Annotated in this window: 10 protein-coding genes; 4 read left to right on the top strand and 6 right to left on the bottom strand. The window is 43.4% G+C overall.

Features of this window, described 5'->3' with window-relative positions:
• Nucleotides 1-2: 2 nt before the first annotated feature.
• The 5 genes from JO154_RS20925 to JO154_RS20905 form a co-directional block, all read right to left on the bottom strand.
• Entirely contained in the window at nucleotides 3-677 is a 675-nt protein-coding gene (locus tag JO154_RS20925; RefSeq protein WP_291949149.1) for a hypothetical protein, read from the bottom strand.
• Between the two features lie 133 nt (nucleotides 678-810).
• Entirely contained in the window at nucleotides 811-7,482 is a 6,672-nt protein-coding gene (locus tag JO154_RS20920) for a PA14 domain-containing protein (RefSeq protein ID WP_291949147.1), read from the bottom strand.
• The gene (locus tag JO154_RS20915) at nucleotides 7,479-8,009 is read right to left on the bottom strand and encodes a hypothetical protein (RefSeq protein WP_291949145.1); all 531 of its coding nucleotides are present in this window, start codon (nucleotides 8,007-8,009) and stop codon (nucleotides 7,479-7,481) included. Before JO154_RS20915 ends, JO154_RS20920 begins: the two co-directional genes overlap by 4 nt.
• The gene (locus tag JO154_RS20910; RefSeq protein WP_291949143.1) at nucleotides 8,009-9,112 is read right to left on the bottom strand and encodes a hypothetical protein; all 1,104 of its coding nucleotides are present in this window, start codon (nucleotides 9,110-9,112) and stop codon (nucleotides 8,009-8,011) included. The genes JO154_RS20915 and JO154_RS20910 overlap by 1 nt, the downstream gene beginning before the upstream one ends.
• 2 nt (nucleotides 9,113-9,114) lie before the next feature.
• Nucleotides 9,115-11,469 carry a hypothetical protein gene (locus JO154_RS20905; RefSeq protein WP_291949141.1) on the bottom strand — a complete coding sequence of 785 codons (2,355 nt, stop codon included), beginning with the start codon at nucleotides 11,467-11,469 and terminating at the stop codon, nucleotides 9,115-9,117.
• Nucleotides 11,470-11,919: 450 nt separating this feature from the next.
• Here JO154_RS20905 and JO154_RS20900 point away from each other — a divergent pair, with 450 nt between their 5' ends.
• The gene (locus JO154_RS20900; protein ID WP_291949139.1) at nucleotides 11,920-12,363 is read left to right on the top strand and encodes an FHA domain-containing protein; all 444 of its coding nucleotides are present in this window, start codon (nucleotides 11,920-11,922) and stop codon (nucleotides 12,361-12,363) included.
• Between the two features lie 34 nt (nucleotides 12,364-12,397).
• Here JO154_RS20900 and JO154_RS20895 read toward each other — a convergent pair whose 3' ends face one another.
• Complete coding sequence (locus JO154_RS20895; protein ID WP_291949138.1) at nucleotides 12,398-13,150, bottom strand: carboxypeptidase-like regulatory domain-containing protein; 753 nt, start codon at nucleotides 13,148-13,150, stop codon at nucleotides 12,398-12,400.
• Between the two features lie 181 nt (nucleotides 13,151-13,331).
• On the opposite strand from JO154_RS20895, the gene prs reads away from it, so the two are divergent.
• The 3 genes from prs to JO154_RS20880 all read left to right on the top strand — a co-directional run bounded on the left by prs (nucleotide 13,332) and on the right by JO154_RS20880 (nucleotide 18,390).
• Entirely contained in the window at nucleotides 13,332-14,267 is a 936-nt protein-coding gene (gene prs, locus JO154_RS20890) for a ribose-phosphate diphosphokinase (protein WP_291949136.1), read from the top strand.
• A gap of 83 nt (nucleotides 14,268-14,350) precedes the next feature.
• Nucleotides 14,351-14,800, top strand: coding sequence for a GNAT family N-acetyltransferase (locus JO154_RS20885; protein ID WP_291949135.1), 450 nt, complete (start codon nucleotides 14,351-14,353; stop codon nucleotides 14,798-14,800).
• Nucleotides 14,801-15,033: 233 nt separating this feature from the next.
• Nucleotides 15,034-18,390, top strand: a complete 3,357-nt coding sequence (locus JO154_RS20880; protein WP_291949134.1) for a SusC/RagA family TonB-linked outer membrane protein — start codon at nucleotides 15,034-15,036, stop codon at nucleotides 18,388-18,390.
• Nucleotides 18,391-18,401 lie beyond the last annotated feature (11 nt).

Genomic DNA, 18,401 nt, shown 5'->3' with positions numbered 1-18,401 from the left:
ACTTACAATTTATTGATCAGCTCATAGTCGGCATATTGCTTTGCCGGAACATAACCATTGTCTTTCTTGATGAGATAACGATGCTTTACAAATAAGTCGTCATCGGCCTTTCCAACTTCCCATCTGGAAATAGGGCAGTGATAAACTTTGTCCGCAGCAGGATTCAGCGGATCATCCAGATCCGTCATGCGCAGGTTGATTTCGGATATTTTACCTGTGGTAAAATTTAACTTATAGCCATACAACTTACAACTGATATGGTTATCACATTTGAGCTGAACAAGGGAGTCTTCTCCAGCGCCTGCCATTGTCAGTTTATACCCATCTTGTTGCCATGTATTGATCAGCGAATCATTAGGAACTGTTAATGGAGCTTCCACCTTCCGGGGTGGAGCAAGGTATATCTGCCGGGAAGTATGATTGATGACTACATAAACATCTTCCAATGCAATTACCTCGTTGCTATCTGTTTTGTAATAGCACATATTGTCCTTCCTGCAGTACTTAAATTCCTGGTGAACAGATCCTGCTGTATCAGCAGGATCTGTGTAATCGATGCTTCCGGAAATGATCACACGCTCATTCATCATAGCTTTCTGGAATACGTCCGCTACCCGTCGAAGTACATCCTTTTCCTCCACGGAATATTTAAAGGGCTCCACTGTTGAAGTTACCACTGGGGCAGATTTAAAATCCCCCCCCTTTTTACTCCATGCAAACGCGATCCCAACTACTGCCACTAACATAAGTGGCAATACAATTTTCAGTAAGATATTTTTACGTCCCCTATATGGTAATAGGCTGATTTAATTATTGAAATGGATTTTTCCATAAACCCGATCTTGTTTCCTTCAGGGTCATGATACCACGATCTGTTTCTTTCTTCACCCGGATGAGGGTTCCCTCATCGTCATACTCATAGAATGTAGCAAAGTTGTTTTCATCCATGGTGGCCATCAGACGCAAGGTTTTTTCATCATAGGCATGTGTTTGCATGCTACCGTTATACGGATATATGCGGATGTCGTCTATCAACGTTCCTGCGGCAGATGGAATAAATAACTGGAACGTACCAGTCCCAGATACCACAAACTCGCCTTCAATCTGCTTCCATTTTTCTACCGTTGCTTTTAGTTGATAATCCAATGCCTTATCATCTACCTTTATTGAAAGAGATGGTTTGATATTACCAGCACTCTTATCTTTTACCCAGGCACTAAATATGTATCTCTTTCCCGGTACTGGCTGGAACCCTACAGGATAAATTCTTTTGTCCTGCTTTTGTATGTACTCCCCATTAGCATCTACGTCCGTATATTGTCCATATCCAGGCTTGTGTTCCAGGTTATGTGCGATCATCTTTAGTGTAATCGGCTCCGTTAGTTTTAGTGAGTAATTACCTGAATGTGCATCCGCAGTTTCCAGATTATAGAATAGGTTGGGTAAGGCTGTCTCCATGTTAAAGGGATCCTGGAAACATGCATGGTTTTCATAACAGTCCCGTCTATACTTATAATCTTCAAAGCCATCAAAGTATAACTCCCGTTTCATGGCATTAGCGCCAACTGCCACAGAAAGAAGATGCTGATATCCAAATAAAGCGGCACTGTAACGCAACAAAGCATCCTTATTTTCTTCTTCCTCTCCATTCTGATTGAAAGACGTGATATACCTACTCGTAATCCATTTATTACTGTTCGTATCATTCACCCATCCACCTAAGCTGGCACTGAAATACCAATAAGGCTTAAATGAAGTGAATGTTCCACCACTACGTACCATGGCCCCATCCTGACGATTATCCACCACACCGTTGTCATTCCTGTTAACCAGGTAAGTTTTCTCTTCTGATGGACGCCAGTTACCCAGGATATTTTTAATGAAAGGATTGATTGGTGGATTGCCGGTTACACTATCACATGTTGGAATACCGCGACAAACATCTATCGTATTGCAATTGTATAGACGCATAAAAGATGTACGATCTGCGTTAAGCAATTCGGCAGTATAAAAAGTACCTGACCCCAGTAAATCTTTTGTACTAAAAACTATATCTACTCCACCACCTTCTATTCCTGTGGTGATCAGCGGCTCAGGTGTTCCTCTGTAAACTTCCACTCCCAGGACTGCGTTATACCCAGTATTCATTCCCTCTATTCTCAGCCTGTGTGTACCTGCTGTCAGATACACTCGGTTTAAATGCCATTTCAGATACGTGCAACAATCATTAGCATCAGCATTAACTACCTGATTCCCGTCAATGTAAATTTTTGCTGCATTATCAACCCCATACCCTAAGGTATAATTGCCTGACTGGTCCACTTTCAGACAGGTTTCCAACACAATCCACCTATTCGTATAAGGATAATCGGGCGCCTCATTAAACCAGATTCCACATGTATTCAATCTTCCGCAATAAGTGTCTGTTGTAGTATTCTGGCTATACACTCCTGCATTAGCCGCCTTTTTGGCCATAAGCGGGGTATCTCCTGCCATTCGCATAGTATTGGCAGACATAAATGTCACTATCCCACAACTGCCACCCCAAAAATTACTCTTCGTTGTCATCCCAGAGGAATCAATTACCACTCCATCCGTACCATATAATGGATGCTGTAATCCGCGTATCAGGTTCAGTAAAGGATTGGGATTCTTATCTGCCAATTTATAACAAGTATTTCCGTCCGGAGCACTCACATATCCAGTAGGGCAATTGCAATCCCTCCTGGCTGACCACTCTTCTTCATATAATACAGCAGAAGCACTCAAAACCTTATATGCACTCATATCTCCTTCAGAAAGCACATTAATCCTATTACCTCCCAATGGATTCTTCAAACATACTACTGATTCAGCCGGAGCACCAAGGAGATTCCGGTAACCAGATCTGATTACTTTCACCATACCAGCATAATTAGGCACTACTGTTCCAGCATCATTGATAAGCCGGAGATACTTAGTCCCTGTTCCATTAGCAGCGGTCTTGATAACCCACAAACGTTGCCCTGTAGCCAGATCCATTAATTCGTCGCCCTGCGTGAAGAGGTTAATATAACCAGACACAATGTACCCTGTACTATTAGTCGCAATGGGAGGAAACTCCGAACCGATATTCTTATAGGCACCAGACATACCTGTATATTTCCAATATGCTGGCATCGTCACACTATATACTGGATCATTGAATTCATTGGTTGTGGAGGTTACAACCGGGCCACCGGTATTACGGTCAAACACCAGGTTATTAGTAACTGCGGAAGATCCATTGACAGTTTTCACAACATGATCCAGGATGCCCGTCTGTTCTATAAGTTTTAAAGTAGATGCAGACCTGAAGAGTTTATAACTGTCATTATTCCGCTTCGGCCAGTGAGGGATTGGCACCGAAAAGCCCCAAATAGGAATAACATCTACGCCTATTTGTATTGACGTTCCGGTATTAGTATTCTCGGCTTCTCTCATATCCGTCACCAGTTCTATCTGCCGTCCAATGACCTCATTCTGATGAAGTACACCATTCTCATCTACCGTAGTAACAGCATTATTTAACTTCATTCTCCCAGCATCCAACGGATCCGATTTGTAGAAATATGCTGTAGAAGATATCTCAGCGCCAGAACGGTTAAATACTCTTTCTGCTTTGGGCTTTCCATGCATATCATTAGTCATCACCACATACCCCTGCGACATGCTTAACTGGTATATTTCCCGACCTCCAGTAAAGCTGGTAGTTCCGTATGGTCCATTTTGGAATACTTCCGGCCTTGGCTGACTTTTTACAATTACAGGGAAATCTTTAGCCGTATAAAATTCATGCTGCACCCAGCCGGTAAGCTTGTTCGGATCTACACCGCCATTTACCATATCACGGACACGCACACTACGATATCCCACACTTGGGGCAGGGAACAGGGATTCTCCAAATGGCTCTTCTAAATAGAAATTATTATTCAGGGTACCTCTGGATATTTGACTATAAGGCACCGGCATCCTCATAGGGTTCTCGTCTCCTCCAATATATGGCTCATAAGAAGCGACTCCACTACTGATCTCCTTACCATTTTCATGGAGAGTATATTCATACGTCTGGCCATAATATGCATCACTTGCCGGAGTACCTCCCATCACACTCCAGAGATCTGTTAGCTCAATACTACGCACCCTTGAAGGACCACCATACTTACGCCCATCGGCCTTTACAAGACGTACAAAACTCCGCTCCAGATTTACCTTACTGGCAAACATTTTCCTGGCTGCACGTTTGTTGAAATTCTGCCTGATCTCTGATAAGTTTCCAATGGCGTTTACTAATGCATTTAATGCCGCTTCAATAGGCATATCATTTCTAATACGGTTCTTATAACCCGGATAAGCATACATGGGGTAATCTAGCCGCATTTTCTGCCAGGCTGCCATCTGGAACGGATTGGTAGAAACACCTCCTTCTGTAACATTCTTGAAAATAACATTGAATGTGCCATTGCCATTGTCCTTCACGGCTTCCACCTCCCCATAAGCCGGCACTATATCATAATTCGAATCATCCGTCGCATCTGGAGTGTCCGTCATATTTACTTTTAGTCGGGCATAAAAGTCGTTTCGGCCTCCCAGGTAATCATTTACAAAATTCCGTACCTTTTCTTCATCTGAACTTCCTCGTAATGGTCCAGGTGCAGGTAATACAAACCCACGCGCTATCTGTAGTGAATTGGTGGTGGTAGTCGCATTTATATCAGTGATCAATCCCGTTGGCTTTACCATTTGCATCGCCTTCCTATCCTGCACATAAGCATAATCTCCAGATTCATAGTTCACCGATACTCGGCCGCCACTCGGCAGACTAATGAATATCAGGTTCCACTGAGCGGGATAACCAGTAGCAGTACTCTCATGCTGGATGACATACGGGAACTCATCATTCTTCATCTCTCCGAAACCGCCTAAAGCATTAAAGTTCTGAGGTTTATAACCTCCCCACCGGTCGGTAGACATATAAGAGAAAGCAGCATTTTCGTAATCAAACGTGTACCTGTTATACTTTCCCTTATCGGAGGTGCCATATTGGAAATATACCTCTGCTAACGTTAACTTACCATGCCCATTTGCATTGTTAGGTACCCCCCCACAAAGAGCATAATTTGGATCATAATTTAAAACCACCGTCTTAATAGGTTTGGTCAGATCCGACTTTGAGTACAACACAATCTTCTTCAAACGACGCTGCCTATTGTTCAAATCCAGCTCTCCATTTAGATTCTTTACTCCCAATGCATCCTCTCTGTCGTCCGTCAGGAAATAGGCAATCTTTGTTTTAGTCTCGATAGAATGTATATACCATAATTCTTTAGCACCAGTAACAACAGATACACGATCATCCTCCGGATCTGCATTCAACCCTTTGTTCAAACTCCCCATTCCTACGGCCATAGGCGTTCTCCACCTGTAATTAGCGGTAGCACGGGAATAGTTAAATTTAATAGCAGTACCAGGATCATCATCTGAAATACCATCATTGGTCACATCGACATAATCAGGACTATATAATGCTGTCAACAGGTAAGAAGAGGCATATGCTGGCTGCTGCTCATGATGATAAAATTTATCCTTGGAAGCGCTGTAAGGCGCCAGGTTTTCACTGTTATTGGGATCCAACCTAAGGCCTGTAAGGCCATTTTTGTCCCCTTCTGCTGTCCTTAATGAGGGGTCAGCCGCTACAGTGAACTCATCATGCGCTATATTATAAACGGGAATACCATATTCAGCACGTTTACCATCTGTTTCTGTAATTGTAAACATACTGATGTGGTTTGCCTTGCGATATCCTCCCAATCGTGGTACTTCCTGTCCTCCAACTGCACTGCAACTAGGCGCATTAAAGTTATCATTCAACAAAGGATAACTGAAAATACGCTTACCTTTTAACTTGGATGCTTGTGCATTTGTCAGATATGAAATAACAGTGGTCCTGGGCTGGCGACCGTTTTTCTTCAGCGGAACAGTAGTAACAGCATCATTCTTAATATTCTTTAACTGCTTTAAGGTGGATTTCCCACTCAACGGTACATCAACGATATCCTCTCCATAAATCATATTATCATATTGCCCATCTTCCGCAATAAGGTCACCATCCGGCTTGAAATAAGCCTGCTCTTCAGCAGGATTGGTTATATCATTTTTATAATCGCCTATTCTCAGATAACTATTCTCAGATGACCATTTACCTGACTTATTTACGATCGATTGATTATAAAGGGTAACCCCTCCATGAAAATAACCTCCAACACCAAAGTCGCCACCAGCTGTAAAGTTGTCGGATAGATCCTTGGTCCCATTATCAAAAATAACTGCAGCCCCACCTCTTCTAAGTCGGAACTGTCCGGAACCAGCCTGATGATCATAGGTAAATACATCTGGTGTCAAAGTAGATACCGGAAGATTAGGCAGATTAGGAATAGCGGGATTATCTTTCTCCCGCATGAAGTCCATCACGGCATTCACATTATTGGACCCCTTATCGGCATACAAAGCGCCATAAGAGGGAGTATTACGCGATTTACTCGCAACGCTCTGGCGAGTCATATATCCCGTAAGACCAGCTCCGGTGAATGCGCCAAATCCTGAAAATCCCAGATCCAACGAGTAAGACCTACTAGTGTTCTTGTAGGGTATATTAATCTTAGGATTAAACGGAGGGGTATTGAACATATACACATGGCCTACAGAAAAAGGCCAGGTGATGGCGGAAAAGTTAGCACCAAGCGTCAATGCTTTCAACCCTTCCCTGGTATTATATCCCAGGTTCGCAGAAAGTCCAACACTCACATTCCCTTTATCATACCGGGTTAACTGAGAACTTAACGACATGCCCGCATCCACAGACACACCACTGCTGGTATTAGAATTAATCCCAGCATTCAGGCCTGCTGTTAAATATCCGGAAGTCACCAAACCTAACTTCAAACCCGCATTGGCACCCACTTCAGCGCCCATACCGGTATAATTATTACTGAATATACCCACATTTATAGAACCAGATAATTTTGCCAGATTAGACCCAAATAATTCTCCTCTAACCGTCCCCGTAACACCATAGGTCAAATTATCTTCGGTAGAATGTTCTGTGAGGATATTATCTCCGCTCATATCATCCGGAACACCACGCAATTGCCTGTTAATAGCTCCTACGCTCAGGTTCCATCCTAAGCCAACCCAACTAGCTTCATCGTCCATACCGGCGCCAGAAGCATAGTTTAAATTGACAGGATAACCATCAATATCCAGTAACGGAATATTATATTTAAATGCACCTGAAAACAGGTTAACCATATCTGTAGTACCCGCTGGCTGAAATTGCATAGTCTCTGGCTGTTTGGGGCCGGAAGTCAATGCCAGCGACTGTAATGGGAGTAACAATTCGGATGCCCACAACGATAAAAAGAATATCGCTAGCGGCTTCTTTACTCTTTTGTTTCTTAATATCATAATCTTTGGCTAAGGGAATCTGCTTGATGAATGAATAGTTTTTTTAACGGGAATACCAATCTGGTAGAGGTATACAGCCAATCTTTGTATACCAGCAGCATTTCATTGGCAGGCTGTTCTGGTCGGATAAATGTAACCAGGTATACCACGCCTCCAATATTTCCATTCGCTTCCCGCTCTGCTACCAACGGTGCTAATGTATCCCGTCCAGATATCAACTGAAAAACAGTGTCTAATCCATAAGATGCTGCCTGACGCTGACTAACTTCTTGCAACTGCGCGCCATTAACACTTTTGATGTTAATTTTAAAGGTCAACTGATGATTGAAATCCCGCTCTGCATCCTGTGTTTGCTTACGCAACCAACCAGCCGGTAAATAGGACATGCCAACGGTTGTTTCATGTATCTGTTTTGTTTGTATAAGATTTGTTTCGGGAGACACGATTTTCTCCTTCAGTTCTTTCTTCACCTGGTTACAGGCCAGGAACCCAGTAACAACCAGCATTCCTACTATATAATTCTTCATCAGTTCACTTCTTTTTTAAACAGGAATCTTAATTGTTTTGTAGTACCATCTGGGAGATGCAATGTCAATATATAATAGGCGCCATCCTGCATAGAACGGTTCTCAGACAAATCAATCTCTATATGATTATTACCTTGTTGTAAGGCTATAACCGGCAAATATTTTACTTTCTTATCAGGCGCTGTCAGACATTGAATGTCATACCTCAGTTTCACATTGGTGTACACATTCCTCACAGCAAATCGTATATAGCCATTCGCCAGGTAAAAATTACCTTTTGCCAGATCATCAATATCACGGAAACTTTCTGGAGTCAAGGCTTTGCTACTATCCTTACATTGCACAGTAAACACCCACATCTCGGAAGATTGTAATAACATATCCCCACGATAAGCTGTCACCTGCCATGCATATTTCTCCCCTTCTACCAATTCAGGAATCGCCGGAGGAAAATACATCATCGGCGTATTGATAAAAGACTGATTAATCAACGGTACATTATATCTCAATGCATCTGCCTTTCGCTGACCAGTATTTACTTTAGTCAGTATTATCCTGTACTGCACACCAGGTATAGCAGGCAATAATGGCTGCCAGAAAAAGTTCGGACGTTTATCACATATCTTATCCTCATCCATCGGGGAGGTAAGCATTAAAGGAGAAAATGGCTTCAGGGCATAATCAAAACATTGCTGTCCTACTGGCATACCACTCCCATGGCTCTCTCCAGAAGTCAATTCGAAACAATATTCATAATCTGCTTCTGAAAAAAATCCTGCCTGTCGCAGTATCGTTGCTATTTTATTATTACCAAACTGTACACTGGCGCCATTCAACATTCCACCGGGCAATGAATTAACACCTGGTTGCAAATCAAATGGAGACGTTTTCACCACCACCACCTTTCCTACAGATGCAGCGGTAACAGTAATAGTAAGTACTACCCGCTGCCTGGAATTCAAGGAACTGCTGAATTTAGCCTGTAACAATCCATCTAGCGTACGCCCCTGTATTTCGGGGAGAAACACTGTTGTTACCTGCGCAGCCCCTAACATCGGGAGACATAAAAAAAATATGCAAATACCAAAAAATATCTTGCGCATAATTAGTTCAATTGATAATGTATTGCCAGCGAAGTGGTAAAGGTTCCGAATAAATAATTTTGAGTTGTATTCTGCAGATTCTTCCTACAGTCTAAGAACAGGTTAACATCCATTCTTTTCATCAGGTTAGCGCCAATGGTTTGTCTTACCCCTGCCTGCTGTACCACCGCTTTGTTATTCAGGTAGGTAATGCCGGAACTACAGTTTAGCAACTTGGTCAACTTATAACTCCAGGATGTTTCCGCTGTCATGAGGTTACCATACAATGCTTCATCTCGCAAATCCTTATTGTACATCACATTCACCGACAATAAATGACTACCCAAAATAATATTGTGATTCAGGTTCATGTTCAATAACACACTCTTCACAGGAGCTACATCCACCTGTTGCAGACTAAAAGTGGCATTGGTAGCATTATTCACGGCAAACAAGCGTCCATTCCATTGCGAAGAAACAGTGATATTCCTATTCACGTAACCAGTGGAGGAGGTACTATCGGTAACCCCTTTCATCATAGATTGTGCAATGCGGGAACTAACAGATAAATTCTTTTTCACACGCATTCTGAAGTCCAACGCCAACTGGCTGTTCTTCCATTTGGAATCACCCATGGCAGCAATACGCGTATCCTGCCTGTCCATTCTGAATCCTACCGCAATCCTTCTCTTCTGAAATTGCCTGTCCAGCTTCACCCCATACTTCACTGATCCTCTAGTGGAACCTGGCGATCCTGGATTACTATAAGCCATCCCACTGAACTTGGCATATGCCCGCTGGGAAAGATTCCACGATTTCAACTCCCCGTTATAATCCAGTCCAAAGGACATCGTTTCCATAAAATCATTAAACATGCCCGCTGCTGCTACCTTAGAAGCCAGGAGAGAATTGTTATCTCCCATAACATTCTTCAAACTAACATTTGATTTCTCCAACTCCGCTGCTATCACTCCATATTGCCCTAAATCAATCTGCTCCGAAACAGCGCCTACAAAAATATTTCTTGGCAATACTGGCATATTAAAGGAGTTTCCCTGCTGCCTGGAGTTCGCGTTCAATACGCCTACATGTGTATGCGCACCGTTAAGATCACCAGTTCCTAACTGCATAAACTGTATTGCAAAGCTACCCGGCTCCATACTATTGTTTAAGCCGATATTCTTTAAATCACGTGCATCATTACGACTACCTAATCCCAGCATCACAAACTTATTATTCGCAAGCAGGGAGCCTTGCAGCCCAGACAGGAAAAGATCTTTCGTCAATCCATTGCCTTCACCGGAAAGATTTCCTATCTGCAAACTTCTCATCTGCAAAAAAAGTTTCTGCATAAAGTTTAATGGTAGGAGGGAGCGCAGTGCATCTTTTTTTGATTCCGGATTTTCCACAGCCCCAGTAATAGTTTTGTTCAGCTTATCCTGCGATGATATCAACCGCTGCACGGTTTTATCCTTTGCCACCTGTGCCTTCAGTGCATAAATCTTGTCCAGGTATTGCTGCATGGAACTACTATCCGTCGGATGAAAATTCCGAATAGTTTGATTAGAGGAAAGTACATTTTTTATTTGCGCAGAATCCAGGTAGATCAACTCTTCCGGACTAATAATATCCCGAAGCGTACTGTCGCCAGTAAGATGCGAAATGCCTGTCTTTACTTCATCCAGCTTGTTTTGCAGGTATTTTTTCACAGCATCGGATACATTAATATCCTGGAGGAAATATTTATTTACATCAAAAGACTTATTCACCTGTTTACTTAGTCTTTCCACGTATTCTTCTTTATTGAAACTGACCTGCTTCATACCTCTTGCAAACACTTCCTGGTAATCCCATGGCTGTCCGGTGTGATAAGTATAATTCACATCAAAAGGGATATTCATCAGCGTTACCTGATCGTTCACAGATCCTGTAACCTGAACAGGTGCAATATTTCCAGGTGCATTATTGTAGGTGATGGCAGCATTAGCGCCACCAAACTTATTTCCCAGCACATGCTTAGGAAATGCAGACAGGCCCGGAAAGTTATCCTTCATGGCATACAGGCTACGTAATCTGGTATCAAAATATTTCTTGGCGCTGAGAGAATCAGACATCATCTTGGATGCATCCTTCATTTTGGATAATTCTTGCGTGCCATAGTTACGGGAAACGTATTGCTGAAATCCTGATTGTATCCCGGCTTTATGCAAAGCCGTATCCATAGGGTATTTCTTCAAAATAGAATCCAGCATTACCGCTCTGACAGCCCGCGTTGCTACAGGATCTCTCTTCAGATCAAGGGTAACAACTTCTTGTTGTGCATAAACAAGGGTAACAGGGCACAATGCAAGAAGAACACAACAGAGTTTTCTTACCATGTGGTTTAAATATAGGGACTACGAATATTGATTTTTATAGGTTACTTATTACGTACATAAATTGCATTCCGAAAAACAACCGATAGGTTTTTATTTGGGTGCTAAAATTACGGCGTTAACAAATTTCATGCAATACAACTAAAATTTAATCCTTTCTCAAAATCAATTTAATACATGATAAAAAATAACTAGTAAAGAGGCTATTAGAATGGCTACTGTGGTAATTTATAGATCAATCCTTCTGACTCGGCTCCTTATCAGAAAATTAACTTAGACATTATATGGTCCATTAAAAAATAAAATAAATAGGTTTATCTAGCTGAATAGAAATCTGTAATAGTCGCAATATCCCCCAAATTCTCCCACCACTGCGGCAGTAAGACAGTATTCATGTCGATATTTATAGTCCGGATTATTTTTTAGTGAGACACGTTTCAATCAGCCTTCAGTATGAATAACCATTTTAAAATTGTTTGTCCTCAATGCCAACAGGACAATCTCTTCTCTTCCCCCTCCAATCAACCTATTGCCTGCAGCAATTGCGGAGCCCCACTGCCTGCCGATGCCACTGTCATCACCTTACGCGCCCCCATAGGCATAAGACTAACGGAACAGTCCTCGCAACGAACATTCGAACTTAAATTCTTTCATACCGCTTTCTTCGGCAGACAAGAAATAGGTAGCACTTTCTTCCTGAATAATAGTATCAGCAGACGACACTGTATGATAAAATTGACTAAAAATCAATATTGGGTAGTAGATGTAGGTTCTACCTACGGTACATTCGTCTTAGTAAAAGGGGAGAGAATAGAATGTAAAGAGCCAGTACGCTTGGAAGATGATGGTATACTAATACTGGGTGAAGCTGGCTACCAGGTAAATATCATGTATTAAAAAAGGCATCCGAAGATGCCGCTATATCTTAATCTTAGTGTACTGCAGTCCCGCTACTAACGGTGCCTGTAGCACCATGCTGCTTCTTCCACTCTTCAAATGAGTTCTTGATATATAACAACAAATCATATTCAGAAGCATCATTCAGAAACTGGTAAGTAGGGCGATAATGCAACATGAAAGAATCCAATTCCGGACTTTGCAATTTCGTCATTCTACCCACTACTTCAGGAGAATAACGATAGTCAATGAACTTCTCTTTCTCCCAGTACATCAACTGCTCCTTAAATTCTTCTTTACGCTTCCTCGTTTTGCTAGGCACCAGGTAAGTGAGCGCTGTTATCGGATTAGTGGGTAATGTCTTCAACACATCCACTGCTCCTGGCTTTTTATAATTGAAATACTTTTTATACTCTTCTCGCATCGCGATAGAATCCTTCAAATGACTTTTCCCCTGCACATTCACGCCTCCTAATTCATACAAACGCTTTTGCATTAATACGTCAAAAGTGGCACTCATTCCTGGTGTCACGATTACCCGTGTGGCATAACCTACCATGGAGAATTCTACCGTATCTCCAGGCATTGCCTCAATATAAAAACGACCATTCTCAGCACTGAGAGTGCCCGTCATTGCTTTCTTATTTAAAACAGAAACAAAAGGAATTCCCACCTTGGTATCCTGATCCGCCACCATACCGGACAATCGTACTTGTGCAACAGTATCCTGTAGGTTGATGAATAAGAAAATAATAAGTGCTCCGATATATGCGAAAAAACGAACCATGTAAGTTGTAATCTTTCAAAATTAATCTTCCACCCGCAAAAGAAACGTTAAAATGAAATTGGCTAAACGTATTTTTTTGCAGTGCGACAGTGCTCAGCGGCAAATTTATTAATTATCAGGGGGATAAATATCCCACCTGTCCGTATTATTAGCTAATTTTACTATAGACGACTCTTTAATCATGCCGCAAAAAATCATTTTCGCTACCCAGCGCTATCAATACTTGAAAGATCGAATCCTCGCCATTTCCCTGCCACAATGGGAAAATGGACAACTCGATATTCGCGATTTCCCCGATGGGGAACACTATCACCGCATCCTCTCTAATGTGAGAAACCGCGAGGTAGTCCTCCTGGGCGGCACTATTGACGATAAAGAAACCCTGGAGCTCTATGACCTCGCTAGCGGCTGTATCCAAATGGGCGCCACGGCTATTTCGATCGTTATCCCGTTTTTCGGCTATTCTACGATGGAAAGAGCAGTGAAATACGGCGAAATCGTAAAAGCTAAAACACGTGCCGTCCTGTTCTCATCCCTGCCACAAACGGCCCATGGGAACCAAATAGTGCTGATAGATCTCCATGTAGACGGTATCACCCACTATTTTGAAAGCGGTGTCCGCCCTGTCCACATATACGCTAAAACCTTTGTTAAAGAGGCCGCCTGGGAACTGGCAGATGGCCATCCCTTTGTCCTGGCCAGTACAGACGCTGGCCGCGCTAAATGGGTGGAATCGCTCGCTAACGACCTGCATGTGCCCGCTGCTTTTGTCTTTAAACGCCGCCTCTCCGGAGACGAAACCGCCATCACGGCCATCAGCGCTGATGTGAAAGACAAAACAGTCATTATCTACGATGATATGATCCGCACCGGTGGCTCCTTAATTCATGCTGCGGAGGCTTATAAAGAAGCCGGCGCTGCCGAGATAAATGTGATCACTACCCACGGCATCTTCGCGGGAAATGGCTGGCAACGCATTAAAAATAGCGGTATCATCAAAAAAGTCATCTGTACAGATACCCACCCAAATGCCCTCCGCATTCAAGATGAAATGTTGGAAGTAAGATCTATAGATCATCTCATCATCCAGTTCTTCGAAGAACAACTTTTCACCTGATGGCAATATATTTGTAAATATTATTTCGGGAGACACGTGCTAAAACAACGGCATAGCCCATCTTTGCTTAATACCTGATGCTCATGATAACTTTTCGTATACTCGAATACGGTAGTTGCGACTACCACGACATGGTTGCCCTCCGCGATGAAATATTACGAAAACCGCTAGGGCTAACCTTCTCCGAAGAATATCTCCAACAGGAAATCAATGATGTCCTGATCGGCGCCTTCTACACCGAAAATGAAAAAACAACCCTCGTCGGCTGCTGTATTCTCTCTCCAACAGAAAATCAAGACATCGTGCAGCTTCGCCAAATGGCGGTATCATCAATCCTTCAAGGCAAAGGCATCGGCAGAGATATCATCATCTACGCAGAAAATATCGCGCGCAATGATGGCTTTAAAACGCTCATGATGCATGCCCGCAAAGAAGCAGCCGGATTCTATGAGAAACTCGGCTATTCCATTGCTGGTAAAGAATTTACAGAAGTTGGGATACCTCACTACGAAATGCAGAAAAACCTAATCTGATTTTTTTTTAATCTACAACCCATTGTAAAAGACTTCTCGATTGTATAGTACTTGATAGATCGTGCCATTTAACTGTAGACGGCTTAGCATTTGCCATCCCGTCCCAAAAATTTTGTAACCAAATCAAGCACTATATAATGAGAAGCCAAGTACCAGCCTGGTTGGGGCTGTGCTATGCCCTTTTCTGCTATACCTCAAGCAGTGCATACACAATCCCACATGGGTTTCTGCTTATGCAGCAACAACAGGATACAACAACTCCTGCTGTTATCAAACCCGCTGCTGACACTACTCCTGCGAAACCCAAGAAGGACACAACAGTTTCAGCTAAAGATACCAGCAAACCCAATCCTACAAAGGATACCGGTGTTATCCTCCCTCCGGATGAAAAAACCATCCGACAGGATATCAATAAGTTTACGATCAACGGTACTGTGAAAGATGATGCCGGAACACCCATTCCTGGCGCCATGATCAAAAATAAAAAGTCAGGTACCGGCACCACTTCGGATGCTACCGGCGCCTACACCATGAAAGCCGCTATCCATGATACCATCATCGTTAGCGCTCCTACCTACGCAGAACAACTAATACCCATCACTAAAAAGGGAGAGATCAATATCAAATTATCTACTGCCAACAGTGGTAAAAAAGTCCTGAATGAAGTGGTGGTAACTGCCCTGGGTATACGAAAAAACCCTCGTAGCGTGGGCTTCGCGATGCAAGAAGTGGCCGGAAATACGGTACAAGAGGCGAAAGAGGCCAACTTCGTGAATGCCCTCAGCGGTAAAGTACCTGGCCTCCAAGTAAACACCAACAGCGGCTCTATGGGCGGCTCCTCAAAAATTACGATCCGCGGCGTTAAATCCATCCTCGGCGATAACAACGCTTTCTTCGTGGTAGACGGGGTGCCTATCATGAATACAAACACAAACCAAGGCGGACAACTCAATGGTGGCGGCGGATACGACTATGGTAGCCCCCTCCAAGATATCAACCCAGAAGATATCGATAATATCTCGGTATTGAAAGGGGCGGCAGCTACAGCCCTCTATGGTAGCCGCGGTGCAAATGGGGTTCTCCTCCTCACTACCAAAAAACGCCCCGATGCGGAAGGTGGCATCGGCGTTACTTATAGCCTGAATGCACAAATAGACCAGGTTTCTGTACTGCCTAAATACCAAAACCTTTACGGTGGCGGCGCTACAGGAAAATTTGATACACTCTACTATAATCAACACCCGGAAGGATTCCTCAATGAACAAGCTGCCACCTACGATGATAACAACGGGAAAGGCCGCTACGATCTCATGCCGCAATACTATGAAGATCAATCCTGGGGCCCTCGTCTCAACGGCCAGATCGTCCGCCCATATTGGTCTTGGGGAAAAGATAAAAACAATCCTTTCTTCGGTCAAACCACTAAATGGTCGCCACAACCGAATAATGTGCGGAATTTCTACAAAACAGGCGTCACAGTCACCAACAATATCGCGATGAGCGGCACTAACGATAAAGGTGCTTTCCGCCTCTCCTATGGCAATATGGATCAGAAATTCGTGCTGCCTAATTCCACCCTGAAACGTAATAATCTCTCGTTCAACGGAAACTATAAACTGGGTAAAGGCCTCACGGCTACTGCGGCTGTCAACTATAGCTCTCTGAGCGCGAAAGGCCGCCCTGGCACTGGCTTCACGGGTCCTAACCCTACACTCCAGTTCACCATGTACGGTCAACGTCAATTGGAACTCGATAAAGAGAAAATCTACCAATATCCAGATGGCTCCCAAATGACCTGGAATCGCCGCGCCTGGAATAACGATACTATGTCATCCAGCAACGGCCCCTACTGGAACCGTTATATGGACTACGAAACGGATAGCCGTAACCGTATGTTCGGCTATGCTGGCCTCGACTACGACGCTACCAAATGGCTAACCTTCCGCGGCCGCGTTTATATGGACGATTACAACCAACTGGAAGAGGAAAGAACGGCCAAAGATTATCTGGTAGGTGGTTACATCAAACGTATCCGCACGTCAAGAGAATTGAACTACGAATTTTCTGCTAATGTACACAAGGAACTAAGCAGCAGCTTCCAATTGAATGCTACTGCTGGCGGCAATATCATGCACCGCAAATGGACTACCACCGGCGGTTCTACCAACGGTGGACTCATCACGCCAGGTATTTATAATTTGCTCAACTCTGTTACACCTGCTAACATCATCGATGAATATGCAGAAAAACAAATCAACTCTGTTTTTGCTACAGCAAACCTGGGTTATAAAAACTTCCTGTTCCTGGACCTGACAGGCCGCAGCGACTGGAGCTCAACGCTCCTGAAAGGAAATAATCAGTATTTCTATCCTTCTGCGTCTGCATCCTTCGTATTTTCCGATCTGCTGAAAGACTGGAAATGGCTCAGCTTCGGTAAACTTCGCGGTAGCGTGGCTGCTGTAGGTAATGATGCGGATGTATACCGCCTCTATGATACCTACCAGTTCATTCCGCCATTCGGAAATAACCCTATCAATAACTTCGATCCAACTAAAAACAACCTGCAACTCAAACCAGAACGTACTTCAGAGTTTGAAACAGGTATCGAATTGAAATTCTTAGATAATCGTATAGGCGTTGACTTTACCTACTACGATAAAACCACTAAAGACCAACTGCTGCCTTTGCAAATCCCTGCTGCTACTGGCTATACCAGCACTTATGTCAATGGTGGTACTGTTCAGAACAAAGGGGTGGAAATCGGCATAAACCTGAATCCTATCCGCCTGAAAAACGGCTTCCGCTGGGATATCAACGCCAACGTGGCCCGCAACAGGAACAAACTGTTGAATATGGAGGTGAACCAATATAACCTGGCGCTATCGCTGCTGAACATCGGTACAGACAGACGTACACAGAAAGTCTCTGTGGTAGCGAAAGTAGGGGAGCCACTGGGTACCATAATGGGTACGGATTATGTCTACGATGATCGCGGCAACAGGAAAGTGGATGCCAATGGCTATTATCAAGTAAGTGGTATTAAACCTATCGGTAACGCCTATCCGGATTATGTAGGTGGTATCACCAATAGCTTCAGCTATAAAGGGATCTACCTCTCTGCACTGATCGACTTCCAAAAAGGCGGCAACTTCTTCTCCTATACCAACCTATACGGAGAGAAATCAGGTCTGCTGGAAAGCACGGTAGCCAACGATATCCGCGATAAAGGTATCATCGTTCCAGGTGTAACAGACGATGGTAAACCTAATACCACCCTGATCACTGCAAAAGATCATTTCAACTTCAATGGTGGTAATGTTATCAGTAAGGCCAACCTGTACGATGCAAGCTATATCTACCTCCGCGAGGTGAAATTGGGTTATACACTACCGGAAGCATGGTATAAGAAGATAAAAGCACAAGCCGCACGACTTTCACTCTATGGTCGTAACCTATGGCTGATCAAGTCCAATGCGCCTAATGTGGATCCATCCAACATCCTCAATTCCGCTTCGAATATCCAAGGGATTGAAGGGGGTGCACTGCCATCTATCAGATCCATCGGCCTGAACCTGAATGTGTCATTCTAAACTTTTGAGAT

This window comes from Chitinophaga sp., from assembly GCF_019236475.1.
In the GTDB taxonomy this organism is placed as follows: domain Bacteria; phylum Bacteroidota; class Bacteroidia; order Chitinophagales; family Chitinophagaceae; genus Chitinophaga.
Note: the sequence above shows the minus strand (reverse complement) of the source record. Positions and strands in the feature narration are given on the sequence as shown.

Coding starts and splice junctions, on each gene's coding strand:
- JO154_RS20880 (WP_291949134.1), top strand. CDS start 15,034: ATGCAGCAACAACAGGATACAACAACTCCTGCTGTTATCAAACCCGCT.
- JO154_RS20915 (WP_291949145.1), bottom strand. CDS start 8,009: ATGAAGAATTATATAGTAGGAATGCTGGTTGTTACTGGGTTCCTGGCC.
- prs (WP_291949136.1), top strand. CDS start 13,332: ATGCCGCAAAAAATCATTTTCGCTACCCAGCGCTATCAATACTTGAAA.
- JO154_RS20885 (WP_291949135.1), top strand. CDS start 14,351: ATGATAACTTTTCGTATACTCGAATACGGTAGTTGCGACTACCACGAC.
- JO154_RS20905 (WP_291949141.1), bottom strand. CDS start 11,469: ATGGTAAGAAAACTCTGTTGTGTTCTTCTTGCATTGTGCCCTGTTACC.
- JO154_RS20895 (WP_291949138.1), bottom strand. CDS start 13,150: ATGGTTCGTTTTTTCGCATATATCGGAGCACTTATTATTTTCTTATTC.
- JO154_RS20920 (WP_291949147.1), bottom strand. CDS start 7,482: ATGATATTAAGAAACAAAAGAGTAAAGAAGCCGCTAGCGATATTCTTT.
- JO154_RS20910 (WP_291949143.1), bottom strand. CDS start 9,112: ATGCGCAAGATATTTTTTGGTATTTGCATATTTTTTTTATGTCTCCCG.
- JO154_RS20900 (WP_291949139.1), top strand. CDS start 11,920: ATGAATAACCATTTTAAAATTGTTTGTCCTCAATGCCAACAGGACAAT.